The 13,314-nt window shown below is 63.7% G+C and carries 13 protein-coding genes; 9 read left to right on the top strand and 4 right to left on the bottom strand.

The annotated features are described in order from the left end of the window. Positions 1-127: 127 nt before the first annotated feature. From ACESMT_RS15935 to ACESMT_RS15925, 3 genes are read right to left on the bottom strand one after another with little or no spacing between them, the layout of a single operon-like run. On the bottom strand, positions 128-652 hold the full coding sequence (locus ACESMT_RS15935; RefSeq protein ID WP_372827574.1) for a DUF494 domain-containing protein: 525 nt from the start codon (positions 650-652) through the stop codon (positions 128-130). A 57-nt stretch (positions 653-709) separates the two neighbouring features. Beyond that, positions 710-1,831 carry a DNA-processing protein DprA gene (gene dprA, locus ACESMT_RS15930; protein ID WP_372827573.1) on the bottom strand — a complete coding sequence of 374 codons (1,122 nt, stop codon included), beginning with the start codon at positions 1,829-1,831 and terminating at the stop codon, positions 710-712. A gap of 38 nt (positions 1,832-1,869) precedes the next feature. Further along, positions 1,870-3,036, bottom strand: a complete 1,167-nt coding sequence (locus ACESMT_RS15925; protein WP_372827572.1) for a LysM peptidoglycan-binding domain-containing protein — start codon at positions 3,034-3,036, stop codon at positions 1,870-1,872. Between the two features lie 234 nt (positions 3,037-3,270). Between ACESMT_RS15925 and def the strand changes: the two genes are divergently transcribed. From def to ACESMT_RS15900, 5 genes are all read left to right on the top strand, one after another. Next, entirely contained in the window at positions 3,271-3,777 is a 507-nt protein-coding gene (def, locus tag ACESMT_RS15920; RefSeq protein WP_372827571.1) for a peptide deformylase, read from the top strand. Positions 3,778-4,015: 238 nt separating this feature from the next. Next, positions 4,016-4,999, top strand: coding sequence for a methionyl-tRNA formyltransferase (gene fmt, locus ACESMT_RS15915; protein ID WP_372827570.1), 984 nt, complete (start codon positions 4,016-4,018; stop codon positions 4,997-4,999). Between the two features lie 56 nt (positions 5,000-5,055). After that, the gene (locus ACESMT_RS15910) at positions 5,056-5,754 is read left to right on the top strand and encodes an AzlC family ABC transporter permease (protein ID WP_372827588.1); all 699 of its coding nucleotides are present in this window, start codon (positions 5,056-5,058) and stop codon (positions 5,752-5,754) included. Then, positions 5,751-6,086, top strand: a complete 336-nt coding sequence (locus ACESMT_RS15905; protein ID WP_372827569.1) for an AzlD domain-containing protein — start codon at positions 5,751-5,753, stop codon at positions 6,084-6,086. The genes ACESMT_RS15910 and ACESMT_RS15905 overlap by 4 nt, the downstream gene beginning before the upstream one ends. 161 nt (positions 6,087-6,247) lie before the next feature. Further along, positions 6,248-7,441 carry a phosphoglycerate kinase gene (locus ACESMT_RS15900; protein ID WP_372827568.1) on the top strand — a complete coding sequence of 398 codons (1,194 nt, stop codon included), beginning with the start codon at positions 6,248-6,250 and terminating at the stop codon, positions 7,439-7,441. 81 nt (positions 7,442-7,522) lie between these two features. Here ACESMT_RS15900 and ACESMT_RS15895 read toward each other — a convergent pair whose 3' ends face one another. Next, on the bottom strand, positions 7,523-8,641 hold the full coding sequence (locus ACESMT_RS15895; protein ID WP_372827567.1) for a fatty acid desaturase: 1,119 nt from the start codon (positions 8,639-8,641) through the stop codon (positions 7,523-7,525). 259 nt (positions 8,642-8,900) lie between these two features. Between ACESMT_RS15895 and pyk the strand changes: the two genes are divergently transcribed. The 4 genes from pyk to ACESMT_RS15875 all read left to right on the top strand — a co-directional run. Further along, entirely contained in the window at positions 8,901-10,340 is a 1,440-nt protein-coding gene (gene pyk, locus ACESMT_RS15890; protein ID WP_372827566.1) for a pyruvate kinase, read from the top strand. A 126-nt stretch (positions 10,341-10,466) separates the two neighbouring features. Then, on the top strand, positions 10,467-11,351 hold the full coding sequence (locus ACESMT_RS15885; protein WP_372827565.1) for an alpha/beta hydrolase: 885 nt from the start codon (positions 10,467-10,469) through the stop codon (positions 11,349-11,351). 90 nt (positions 11,352-11,441) lie between these two features. Beyond that, on the top strand, positions 11,442-12,506 hold the full coding sequence (gene fba, locus ACESMT_RS15880) for a class II fructose-bisphosphate aldolase (protein WP_372827564.1): 1,065 nt from the start codon (positions 11,442-11,444) through the stop codon (positions 12,504-12,506). A gap of 87 nt (positions 12,507-12,593) precedes the next feature. Beyond that, positions 12,594-13,314, top strand: a 721-nt coding sequence (locus ACESMT_RS15875) for a phosphoribosylaminoimidazolesuccinocarboxamide synthase (RefSeq protein WP_372827563.1), incomplete at its 3' end; no start/stop codon positions are given.

Raw genomic sequence — 13,314 nt, 5'->3', positions numbered from 1 at the left:
GGGGGGCAGCGAACCACACGAAGTGGGGAGCGTGGGGGCGGGGCCGCCAGCGCCGGGCCGCCCCAAGCAAGGCCAGCCCCCTCGGGGGGCAGCGAACCACACGGAGTGGGGAGCGTGGGGGCTCTATTTAATGCGCTACGCGGAAGTCCGCGTCGTCGCAAAGCTCATCGAGCACCAGGGCATCAGGCTCTTCGCCAAAGCTCCAGTACACCATCAGCACGATGATTTTCAGGTCATCCAGCGCCAGCGGGTCGCCAGGCGCGGCCATGGCGCGGTCCATGACAATTTCGCGCATGTGTGGCGGCAGCACGCCTGAAGATTCGAGAAAGCTCACAAAGCCCAGGGCTTGAGCGCCCAGGTGCTCCTGTTCCGCCACAGAATAGACCCGCAAACTGGCTGCGGACTGGGGCTGAAATCCGTGTGGGGCGGCGGAGGGCGCGGGAGTCTGGCTGCTGGTCGCCGAAGCGGCCTTTGGCAGGCCCAGCTGGGTGTTCTGGGCGGCAATGTTGAGGCCGTTGAGCCAGACCATCGCGGCCTGGATCTCTTCCGCCTCAAACCCGACGGCGGTGAGTTTGCGGCTCAGTTGGTGCAGCTCGGGGCAGGCGTCGCCTTGCCAATAATTTTCGTAAACATACACCAGCACTTCAAACATGCGCCCAATATAACGCAGTTAAGGCCGGGCGCGCCTGGCCGGCCTGCGACGCCGTCGTCAACCGAGGGACATGCGCTGAAACAGCCCGCCCGGCAGCCGGGCGACCTCGTCGGCCATCTCCAGCTCCAGCAACTGGCCCTGCAGCGCGGGTGTCGCCAGGCCGGTGCGCGCCTGCAATGCGTCCAGGCTGACGGGCTCAAAACCCATGGCCGACAAAAGTGGGTTCTCCGCGAGGTCTGCGCCATTTTTCGGGTCATCGCCCGCACTGCCGGGTGCGTAGGCAAGGTGGAGTTCTTCGAGCACGTCCTGGGCCGACTCGACCAGCTTGGCGCCCTGCTTGATCAGGGCGTGGCAGCCGCGTGATTGCGGGGAATGGATGGAGCCAGGGATGGCAAATACATCCTTACCCTGTTCGGCGGCCAGTCGTGCGGTGATCAGCGAGCCCGATTTCAGGGCAGCTTCGACCACCAGCGTCCCCTGGGACAGCCCGGAGATAATCCGGTTTCGCTTGGGAAAATTGGCAGTCAGAGGCGGCGTTCCGAGGGGGAACTCACTGATGATCAGGCCGTCCTGCGCAATCCGGTGCGCCAGGTCCAGGTGCTTTTTCGGGTACACCCGGTCCAGCCCGGTGCCAACGACTGCGATGGTCGTTCCCCCGCCCAGCAAGGCGCCGTCGTGGGCTGCACCATCCACGCCAAGCGCCAGGCCGGACACCACGCAGAGATCCGCCGCGCCGAACACTCTCGCAAATTGCCGGGCATTGCTTTCGCCCTGCGGCGTCGGGTTGCGGCTGCCCACCATCGCGAGACACAGCGCTCCGCTTTTGATCGCTGCTTGCGCCCGTGTATCAAAGGCACCAAGCATATACAGCATGGAGGGTGGGTCTTCGATGTCCAGCAGGGCGGACGGGTAGCCCGCATCGCCCAGTGTCACGATCCGCCGGTTGTCCGCGCCATCCAGCCAAGCCAGCGTCGCCTGCAATTGCGCGGCCCAGGGCTCGGGCTCGGTTAGCAGGGCGTCAGCCAGCTTGTCCGAGCCCAGCTGGCGCAGCGTGATGGCGGACTGCTGAAAAATGGCCTGCGCCGAGCCGAACGCAGCCAGCAGCTTGCGCGAGGCGGTATTGCCCAGGCCGGGTGTCAGCGCCAGCCGCAACCAGGCGCCAAGTTCAGCGGCTTCCATACTCTGGGGCGCTCAGCGTTGACACGAACCGCTGAGGCTTAGTTGGGGTTGACGACGCGGTCGCCTACTTTTGCGCCGTCGCTGACCTGCAGGACCAGGGCGTAGGACAGTTTTTCGAAAGTGCGGAAAACGATCAGCAGACCGTTTCGTTCATTGGGCAGCCTGATCTGCGTCCGGGGGGAGTCGGTGCGATCCGTCATTTGGACGCCACTTTGCAGTATCGCCATCACGTGCCCCCGCTCCAGGCCGTCCCGGCTGCCACGGTTGATCACCACGACCTGATTGCCGGCCGCAAACCGAACGGCACTTCCGTAAATCGAGACGATTTGCCCGTCGATGGGCGAGGATGGAGCGCGCGGCACGTAACTGAGCAGTTCACGCGGCGGCTCCGCGACCAGCCGGTCGCCGATACGCATTTCTTCCTTGGCTACCACGATGTCAATGGTGGCGGGGACAATCTCGGTCGATACCTTGCCGTCCTTGCCGGTGGCGCTGGCTGTCGTTTCGCCGCGCACCAGCTCGGCCTTGCCGACAAACTGGGCCTCGTAACCGAGGATTTCACCGGTGCTCGGGTCTTTCAGAGGGGTGGCATTGCGGAAAACCCGGTAATCGATGGGTTGGCCTTTGGCGTCGCTCAGCGGCGTGCCGCCGTCCTTGCTGCTGTAGGCGCCGCGCGCATAGGCGCGGTCACCGCGGCTGAGCAGGACCCGGCCTTCCTGGGTGGCCACGATGCGGGGGGCGGTGGCAAAGGCCACCTCGTCAACAATCAGCGCTTCGGAAAGAAAGGGCTCGATGGCCTGTGGCGACAGCGTGGGGACCGCGGCGTCAGCCAGGGATTCGTAACGGGTGCGGGGCGAAACCCGCACCGTGTCGCCGGACGCGCCGTCGGCACCGCGCCGGGTGCGCAAGGTGGCGCGGCCGTTGGATTTGTCCAGGTACAGCTGCTGGCCGGGGTAAATGCGGTGCGGGTTGCGGATGTCTTCGAGGTTCATGCCCCAAAGCTCCGGCCAGCGCCACGGGCTTTTAAGAAACATGCCCGAGATCGCCCACAAGGTATCGCCGCGTTTGACGGTGTATTCGTCCGGAGCGGTCGGCGACAGGTCGGCCAGGGGCACGCCGGTCTGGGCCACCTGGGTGGCTATAGCGCGCTGACCGGGGGTGATGGGGAAATTCTGAGCATGCAGGCCTGCTGTGCATACCAGCATCGCTGCCGCCATTGAAATTTGACTGAAACGACCAGACATAGTTTGCATCTTGAGGCCCTTGGGGCTGGCGCGGCCTGGGTTGCGGGGCCCCGACGCCGTGTTTGTAACTTGATAAATCACTAGCGATTTTGTACTTAAGCCCTTGATTAGGCAACGAATATGCGATTTCACAATGACCCGGATGCTGAAAATTAGCGAAAATTAGCGAAAATAGCGACATCTGATTGTTTGCCCATGACCCAACTCACCATTCTTCGATATCCTGACCCGCGCCTGAACACGGTGGCCAACCCTGTGGCCTCGGTGGACGCACGCATTCGCACCCTGGTGGCCAACATGCTGGAAACCATGTACGCCGCCGAGGGCATCGGTCTGGCCGCCAGCCAGGTCAATGTCCATGAGCGCCTGGTCGTCATCGATGTCAGTGAAGGCCGCGACCAGCCCCTGGTGCTGATCAATCCCGAGATCATCTGGGCCAGTTCCGAAACGCAAGTCAACGACGAGGGCTGCCTGTCGGTGCCCGGGGTGTATGACGGCGTGGAGCGCGCCAGCGCCATCAAGGTGCAAGGACTGGACCTGGACGGCAAGCAGCAGACCCACAGCGCTGAGGGCTTGCTGGCGGTGTGTGTGCAGCACGAGATGGACCACTTGATGGGCAAGGTGTTTGTTGAATACCTGTCGCCACTCAAGCGCAACCGCATCAAGACCAAGATGCTTAAACAGAAAAAAGAAGAGAGTTAGCCCCCACGGGTGCTCGCTTCGCCTGGCTCCCTGAACCTTGCAGGCCGCCGCTCGCCAGAGGCTTCGCTTCTGGTGCCTGTCCAAACCTGCCGAGGCAGGCTCGGAGCCGGTTCTGCGGCCTCTGCAGGTATTTGTAGTCTTTGCGCTCGCCTCACAATCCGATGGGCGGCAAAACCTTGACCCATTGAAAATTTCTTTGACGCCTCTTTCGACCTTGGCCGTCGGCGAAAATCCCCTGATGCGCATTATTTTTGCCGGTACCCCTGAATTCGCCCGCGTGGCCCTGGCGGAACTCCACGCCGCCGGCTTTGAGGTCGCTCTCGTCCTGACTCAGCCAGACCGCCCGGCCGGGCGTGGCATGAAGCTTCAGGCGTCCAGCGTCAAACAGTTTGCCCTTGAGAAAAACTTGTCCGTGGCCCAGCCGCGCAGTCTGAGGCTGGACGGCAAGTACCCGCAGGATGCTTCGGCGGCGCGCGAAGCTATAAGGGCGGTGCAGGCCGATGCGATGGTGGTCGCCGCCTACGGGCTGATCCTGCCGCAGTGGGTGCTCACAGCGCCCAGGCTGGGGTGCTTCAACATCCATGCCTCGCTGCTGTCCCGCTGGCGCGGTGCCGCTCCCATCCACCGCGCCATCGAAGCGGGCGACAGCCAGACCGGTATCACCATCATGCAGATGGACGCAGGCCTGGACACTGGCGACATGCTGCTGGTTCAAAAGCTTGCCATCGCTGCCGTAGATACCACGGCAAGCCTGCATGACCGGCTGGCGGTCCTGGGCGGTCGCCTGATGGTCGAGGCGCTGGAGCTGGCAGCCTGCGGCGGGTTGTCGCCAGTCCCACAACCGGCGCAGGGCATCAGCTACGCCCACAAGATAGAAAAACACGAGGCTGCTATCGACTGGGCTGAAAGTGCGGCTGTGATCGAGCGGCGTATCCGCGCCTTCAATCCTTTTCCGGTCGCAGCCAGCCCGGTCGCTGGCGAAATCCTCAAGATATGGACGGCAGCGGTGTTGCCGCAGCCCCTGCCTGCGCATGCGTCTCCCGGACAAGTCCTCGCTGTCGGCGATTTTGGTGTGGATGTCGCCGCCGCAGATGGCGTGTTGCGACTGACGCGCCTGCAAAAACCGGGCGGCAAGGCGCTGGACGCGGCGCAGTTCCTGCGCGGGTTTGCACTGGCACCCGGCATGGTTTTCGGACCAGATCAGCCGGAGGCTGCGCCTTGAACAGCCTGAAAGAGCCTCTCTGGCGTCACCCGGAGTTTCTGCGAGGTGCGCGGGACATGGCGCCGATTGCAGCCGGTACCGCGGCTTGGGGGCTGATGACCGGTGTGGCCATGATCAAGTCGGGGCTGAGCGTGTTCGAGTGTGTGCTGATGACGTTGGTGGTTTTTGCCGGCAGTTCGCAACTGGCGGCGGTGCCGCTGATTGTGGCCGGTGCGCCCATGTGGGTGGTTCTGGCGACCGCCGCCTGCGTGAACCTGCGCTTTGTTGTCTTCAGCGCTCACCTGCGTCCTTACATGATGCATCAGCCCCTGTGGCGCCGTATGGCCGGCGGTTACTTCACGACCGACCTGAGCTATGTGATGTTCACCGCCCGCCATCCGCAGCCGGTGCCGCCCGACGACCTGCTGAGCCTGCGCGCGCAGGAAGCCAGCCTGGCGGGCAACTGCGCCGTCACATGGGTGGCCTGGGTAGTGCCCAGCCTCTTGGGCATTGCGATGGCCAACGCGGTGCCGCTGCATTGGGGGCTGGGTTTTGCGGGCATTCTGGCGTTGCTCGGCATCACGCTGTCGCTGGCCAGTAGCCCGTTGCGCCTGGTGTCTGCCGGCGTGGCTGGCGCAGCGGCGGTGGCGGCTTTTGCCCTGCCGCTCAAGCTCAATATCCTGGTGGGGATTGCGGCGGCCGTGGCGGTGTGCCTGATGCTCGAAAAACCCGGTAAACCGGGCTCGGACCTGCCGAAATCGGAGAAGACCGCATGATGCAGACCGACGCCTGGACCGTGTACACCATTCTTGGCATGGCCGTGGTCACAGTGATCACACGCTCCTTCTTCTTCCTGTCCAGCAAACCCTGGACCCTGCCGGATTGGGCCCAGCGCGGGCTGCACTACGCGCCGATTGCCGCGCTGGCCGCGGTCATCGCGCCCGAGATCGTCATGAGTCAGGGCGCGCTGATCACTACCTGGTGGGACGCACGCGTTTTCGCCGCGCTGGCCGGCGCCGCCTGGTTTTTCTGGCGCCGAGGCGTGCTCGGTACCATCGTGGCCGGCATGGCGGTGTACTTGCCGCTGCATGTCGGCTTGAATTGGTAGCAGATAGAGCCCCCACGCTTGTCGCTTCGCGCACTGCGCTGCCCCTGCGGGCCGGCGAAGCCGGGCCCGCGGCCCCGGCTGGCAGGGGCAAAGGCGCACGGTGAGGCACCTACAATTCGATGCTTTGCGCACCTCGATCACCACTTCCATTGCGAGCCCCCATGAACTTCATCCGCTTTTCCGATCTTTGCGCCCAGGGCCTCGTCAAGGGCAAGCGCGTGTTCATTCGCGCTGACCTGAATGTTCCGCAGGACGAGGCCGGCCACATCACCGAAGACACGCGTATCCGGGCTTCCATTCCCTGCATTCAGATGGCCCTTGGCGCTGGCGCGGCGGTGATGGTGACCTCGCACCTGGGCCGACCGACCGAGGGCGCGTTCAAGCCCGAAGATTCACTTGCGCCAGTGGCCCGGCGCCTGGGCGAACTAATGGGTCGCGAGGTGCCGCTGAAGTCCAACTGGGTCGACGGCGTGGAGGTGTCGCCCGGCGAGCTGGTGCTGCTGGAGAACTGCCGCGTCAACAAGGGCGAAAAGAAAAACGACGAGGCGCTGGCGCGCAAGATGGCCGCACTTTGCGACATCTTCGTGCACGACGCTTTCGGCACGGCGCACCGCGCCGAAGCCTCGACTTACGGCATTGCGAAGTTCGCCCCCATCGCCTGCGCTGGCCCGCTGCTGGCCGCCGAGATGGACGCGATCTCCAAGGCATTGGCCAACCCCAAGCGCCCGCTGGTGGCGATCGTGGCCGGCAGCAAGGTCTCGACCAAACTGACTATCCTCAAGGCACTGGCCGGCAAGGTGGACCAGCTGATTGTTGGCGGCGGCATTGCCAACACCTTCATGCTGGCCAATGGGTTGCCTATCGGTAAAAGTCTGGCCGAGCGCGAGTTGCTCGATGAAGCCCGGGCCGTGATGGCAGCCATGAAAGCGCGCGGCGCCGAGGTGCCGATCCCGGTCGATGTGGTGACAGCCAAAACCTTTTCGGCCGATGCGCCGGCCACGGTCAAGGCCGCTGACGGGGTGGCGGACGACGACCTGATTCTGGACATCGGCCCGCAGACCGCAAAGCAGCTGGCCGCGCAACTGATGGCGGCCGGCACGATTGTCTGGAACGGCCCGGTTGGCGTGTTCGAGTTCGCCGCTTTTGAAGGCGGCACCCGGGCGATTGCCGAGGCGATTGCCGCCAGCCCCGCGTTCAGCATTGCTGGCGGCGGCGATACGCTGGCGGCGATTGCCAAATATGGCATCGAGAAAGACGTGGGCTACATCTCTACCGGCGGGGGTGCTTTCCTGGAAGTGCTGGAGGGCAAAACCCTGCCGGCCTTCGAGATCCTGCAGCAGCGCGCCACAGGTTAATTTGCTATAGTTTTAATAGCTGTTAACGCAAGACAGACAAGGGCCGATCCCCGATTTGGCTTGTATATTTTGCGTCCCGGCTCACACTGGCTGCAGGCGCGGCGGGCTGGTTGCACGGCCCGAAAAGTCGGTCCAGCAGTGGCGTGTGAAGTCGTAGAGCTTGCAGGCGCGCGCCGTGTCGAAATACCATCGCCAGGAAAAACGCTGGATCACGATGCGACCCGGCAACGAGTCTTCCAGCACCTTCTGTGCTTCCTTGAGCTTGTACAGCGGGATGCTCATGTCCACGTGGTGGGCGGTGTGCTCCATGATGTGGTGCAGCACGGCACCGATCTGCAGCGGAAAGGTCAGGTGCACCGTGGTCGAGACAAACGGCTGGGCGCGTTGCCAGGCGGCGCGGTCGTCGTGCCACGACACCTTCACGTGGGTGTGGTGGCCGTAGATCACAAACCCCATCATGTTGAACCAGAAGAACAAGGGCAGGGCAAAACCCAGACCCAGCAGCAGCGCGACCGACTGGTCCGTCGCAAGGGCGGCTACCACCAGCGCCGCCACCCAAAGCACGGCGAACACACTGACCAGCAGGCAGTCCCAGGCGAAAACCGCGCGATAGGTTTTGCCCATACTGGACCGACGCGGAAACATCATTTTTTTCCACCAGATCTCGACCATGTAATACAGGCCCGGGCCCCAGCCACTGCGGTAGATACGCTGCAACAGGCGGCCCGTCGGCGTCAGCATGTTGAACTCGCGCTGCGTCAGCGGTGCCCAGACAAAGTCCACGCCCTTGAGGTTGGTGAAGCCATGATGCACCACGTTGTGGCCCACGTCCCAGAGGCTGTAGGCCGTCAGCGAGGGCAAAAAGGCGATGCGCGCGAGCCAGCGGTTGAGCCGGCGGTGCGGTGTCAGGCTCTGGTGGCAGCCGTCGTGACCGATGACAAACAGCCGGCCGGTGACAAAGCCAGTCCCCAGTCCGCACAGCACCTTGAGCCAGAGCGGTTCGAACAGCAGCACACCGCTCATCAGCCCGGCCAGCAGCAAACCGTCGAAGGCCAGCAAGGACAGGGCGCGCCAGCTGCTCCGGCCCGCGAGCGGCAACAACCAGGAGCGGATGACCTTGCGATGCGGCAGCGGAGCGCTGCCCTGCAGGGGTTGTGGAAACGTGGATTCGGTCGCGGTGATCTCAGAAGGAGTTGTCATGGGCAAACAAACAATTGAAGGGGGGGTCGCCTGGCGAAGCCGTTCTGGCGCCGCGTGGGTTCGCAAGCTGATCTTGACATCCTAGGGGCTGCACCACGGCAAGACGCTGACCAGGATCAACACCCGTGCAGGCAGTCGCCGGTTGTTTGTAGCCGATCCCGGTGGCGGTGCGGCCACAAGCGGCGCGTGGGTAACGCCGTGGTAACCGGCTTACAACCTTTTCGTGTGAAAATCAGAAACTAAATTACAGGAGACAGCCATGAATACGCAGCGTCGCGGAACCAAAATTGTTGCCACCCTCGGCCCCGCCTCCAGCGATCCGGCCCTGCTCGAACAGATGATCCGCGCCGGCGTCAATTGCGTGCGGCTGAACTTCAGCCACGGCACGGCGCAGGACCACATTGACCGCGCCAAACTGGTCCGCGAGGCGGCCACGCGCGTCGGACGCGAGGTTGCCATCATGGCCGACCTGCAGGGCCCGAAAATTCGCGTCGGCAAGTTTGCCGAGGGCAAGGTGCAGCTCGAAATCGGCATGAAGTTCGTGCTCGACGCTTCGCGCACCGAGCCCGGCGACATCCACGGCGTGGGCCTGGACTACAAGGAGTTGCCGCGCGACGTGAAAGCCGGCGACACCCTCCTGCTCAACGACGGCCTGATCGTCATGACGGTCGACGCCGTCAAGGGTGAGCAGGTGCATGCCACCGTCAAGATCGGCGGCGTGTTGTCCAACAACAAGGGCATCAACAAGCAGGGCGGTGGCCTGACCGCGCCGGCGCTGACCGCCAAGGACATGGAGGACATCCGCACCGCAATGAGTTTCCAGGCCGACTACGTGGCGGTGAGCTTTCCGCAAAACGCTAGCGACATGGAAATGGCGCGCCAGCTGTGCAACGTGGCCGGCGCCGAGTGGCGCCATAAGCCGGGGCTGATCGCCAAGATCGAGCGGGCCGAGGCGATCCCCAACCTGGAGGCGATCTGCAAGGCCAGCGATGGCATCATGGTGGCGCGCGGCGACCTGGCCATTGAGGTCGGCAATGCCGCTGTGCCGGCGCTGCAAAAACGCATGATCCGCATGGCGCGCGAGCTCGACAAGGTGGTTATAACTGCCACCCACATGATGGAGTCCATGATCACCAACCCGGTGCCGACGCGCGCCGAGGTCAGCGACGTGGCCAACGCGGTGCTCGACGGCACCGACGCCGTCATGACCTCGGCTGAAACCGCGGCTGGCCGTTACCCGCTGGAGACCATCATCGAGATGGCCAATATCTGCGCCGAAGCCGAGAAGGCCGAGGACGTGAAGCTGGACGCAGATTTCACCGGCATGACCTTTTCGCGTATTGACCAGTCGATTGCCATGGGCGCGCTGTTCACAGCCCACCACCTGGGCTGCAAGGCCATCGTTGCGCTGACCGACTCTGGCTCGACCGCCCTTTGGATGAGCCGCCACCGCATCCACATCCCGATCTATGCACTCACGCCCAAACGGGCTACCCAGCGCAGAATGGCGCTTTACCGCAATGTCAGCCCTCTGCTGATGGACCAGCGCGTGGAGCGCGACATGGCGCTCGGCGACGCGGAGGCGGACCTGAAAAAGCGTGGCATCGTTACCAGCGGTGACATTTACGCCATCACCTGCGGCGAACCCATGGGCGCGCCGGGGGGAACCAACATGCTCAAGATCTGCCGGGCCACCTAAGAAATAAGGCCCCAGCCCTTTCTGGACGGGCGCAAGTAGCTATAAAAACAGGCGCAGATTGACGGCGCTTCCGGCCAGGCCTGACCGGGTCTGAATCTGCCTGCGCCCCGGCGGCGTAGTCACTGCATGCGTATTCTCAACCATTTCATCTCCCGGCGCGGCTGGCTTGGCCTGTTTTCGGCACTCGGAACAGGTGCCCTGGCGGGTTGCTCGGCATCGGGCGCGCTCAATGCTCTGGTGCCAAGTGACAGCTACACCTTGCGCGCCAGTGTCTCTTATGGCACTGATGGCCGTCAGCAACTCGACCTGTATCTGCCGCTGGGCCGGCGCCAACCCGGCCCGGTCGTCGTCTTCTTCTACGGCGGCAGCTGGACCACCGGCGAGCGCGCCAGCTACCGCTTTGTTGGCGAGGCCCTGGCCTCGCGCGGCATCGCCGTGGCCGTGGCTGACTACCGGCTCAGCCCTGAGGTCCGATACCCGGTGTTTCTGCAGGACAGCGCGCAGGCGCTGCGCTGGACGTTTGAGCACCTGGCCGAACTCGGCGCCGATCCGCGTCAGGTGTTCGTGATGGGCCACAGCGCCGGCGCCTACAACGCCGCCATGCTGGCGCTGGACGCGCGCTGGCTGGCTGGCGCGGGTCTGAAGCCGGAGCAACTGGCCGGCTGGATAGGCCTGGCCGGCCCCTATGATTTTTTGCCGATTGGCAACCGGGATGTGCAGGTGGCTTTTGAGTGGCCGGGCACGCCAGCCGACTCGCAGCCGTTGGTGCATGTCTCGAAAAATTCACCGCCTGCCCTGCTGCTGGCCGCGCGCAGCGACACAACGGTCAACCCGGTGCGCAACTCCGAGGCCATGGCCAGTTGCCTGAAGGGCGCTGGCGTGCCAGTGGAACTGCAGGTTTACGACGGTGTCAGCCATGTCACGCTGGTGGCGGCGCTGGCCAAACCGCTGCGCGGGCTGGCGCCGGTGCTCGACGACATCGAGCGTTTCATACAGAGACCCCGCGGCTGACCGGGGACTGCGGGCAGGCGCAGCCCTGCGGGTAAAATGGGAAGTTACCACCCAGTTACACCCACGATCGATCTCCGGAGGACATTTTTTATGGCACTCGTTTCCATGCGCGAATTGCTGGACCATGCAGCCCTGAACGGCTACGGCATCCCGGCTTTCAACGTCAACAACCTCGAACAGGTGCAGGCTGTGATGGAAGCGGCAAAGGAAACCGGCGCGCCCGTCATCCTGCAGGCCAGCGCCGGTGCGCGCAAATACGCGGGCGAGCCCTTCATCAAGCATTTGATCCAGGCCGCCATCGAGATGTATCCCCAGATTCCACTGGTCATGCACCAGGACCACGGCCAGAACCCCGATGTCTGCCAGGGCGCGATCAACCTCGGTTTTTCCTCGGTGATGATGGACGGCTCGCTCGAAGGCGACGGCAAGACGATTGCCAGCTACGAGTACAACGTGGAGGTCACGAAAAAGGTCGCGCAGCTCGCGCACAAGGTCGGTGTCACGGTTGAGGGCGAGTTGGGTTGCCTCGGTTCGCTCGAGACCATGAAGGGCGACAAGGAAGACGGCCACGGCACCGACGCCACCATGACGCGCGAGCAGCTGCTGACCGACCCCGAGCAGGCCGCCGACTTCGTCCGGCAGACCCAGATCGACGCGCTGGCGATTGCCATCGGCACCAGCCACGGCGCCTACAAGTTCACGCGCAAGCCCACCGGCGACATCCTGGCGATCGACCGCATCAAGGAAATCCACAAACGCATCCCCAGCACGCACCTGGTCATGCACGGTTCGTCCTCCGTGCCGCAAGACTTGCTGGCGCTGATCCGCCAGTACGGCGGCAACATGAAGGAGACCTACGGCGTGCCCGTGGAAGAAATTCAGGAGGCCATCAAACACGGCGTGCGCAAGATCAACATCGACACCGACATCCGCCTGGCCATGACGGCCGCTGTGCGCAAGTTTCTGGCTGAAAATCCGGAGAAATTTGACGCGCGCGAATGGCTCAAGCCTGCGCGCGAGGCCGCCAAGGCAATCTGCAAACAGCGCTACATTGAGTTCGGCTGTGAAGGTCAGGGCGCCAAAATCAAGGGCGACACCCTGCAGGTCGTGGCTGCCAGATACGCCAGGGGCGAGTTGGCCCAGGTCATCCAATAACCCGTCTGAATAGCGATAATCAAAGGCCCGCAGGCAACTCGCCTTGAGTTGCGCGGGCCTTTCGACTTTCGACCTTGCAAGCATCCCATGACCACAGCCCTGCACACCTCCGCCCTGACCTCCCTGCCGCTGCTGGCGCGCGGCAAGGTTCGTGACAACTATGCCGTCGGCAAAGACCGGCTGCTGATGGTCGCCAGCGATCGCTTGAGTGCCTTTGACGTGATCATGGGCGAGCCGATTCCGGGCAAAGGCGTGTTGCTGACACAAATGGCGTTGTTCTGGTTCGACAGGCTGGGTGACATCTGCCCGAATCACCTGACCGGCGAAGCGCCCGAAAGTGTGGTGACACCCGCCGAGGTGCCGCAGGTCACCGGCCGCTCCATGCTGGTCAAACGCTTGAAGCCGATTCCGGTCGAGGCCGTTGTGCGCGGCTACCTGGCCGGCAGCGGCTGGAAGGAATACCAGGCCAGTCAGGCGGTGTGCGGTGTGTTCCTGCCGCCGGGCCTGAAGAACGCGTCCAGGCTGCCTGAACCGATTTTCACGCCGGCGGCCAAGGCGGCGGTGGGTGAACATGACGAAAACATCAGCTTTGAACAAGTCGTCAAGGTGGTCGGTCCCGGCCTGGCCGCGCAGATCCGTGACCTCAGCATCCGCATCTACAAAGAGGCGGCAGCCTTTGCCCTGACCAAAGGCATCATCATTGCCGACACCAAGTTCGAGTTCGGACTGGACGAAAACGGCACGCTGACCCTGATGGACGAGGTGCTGACGCCCGACTCCTCGCGCTACTGGCCGATCGAGGGCTATG

This window comes from Polaromonas sp., assembly GCF_041689105.1.
Taxonomy (GTDB): Bacteria; Pseudomonadota; Gammaproteobacteria; order Burkholderiales; family Burkholderiaceae_C; genus Polaromonas.
The sequence above is the reverse complement of the archived record's forward strand: the minus strand, read 5'-3'. Positions and strand labels throughout refer to the sequence as shown.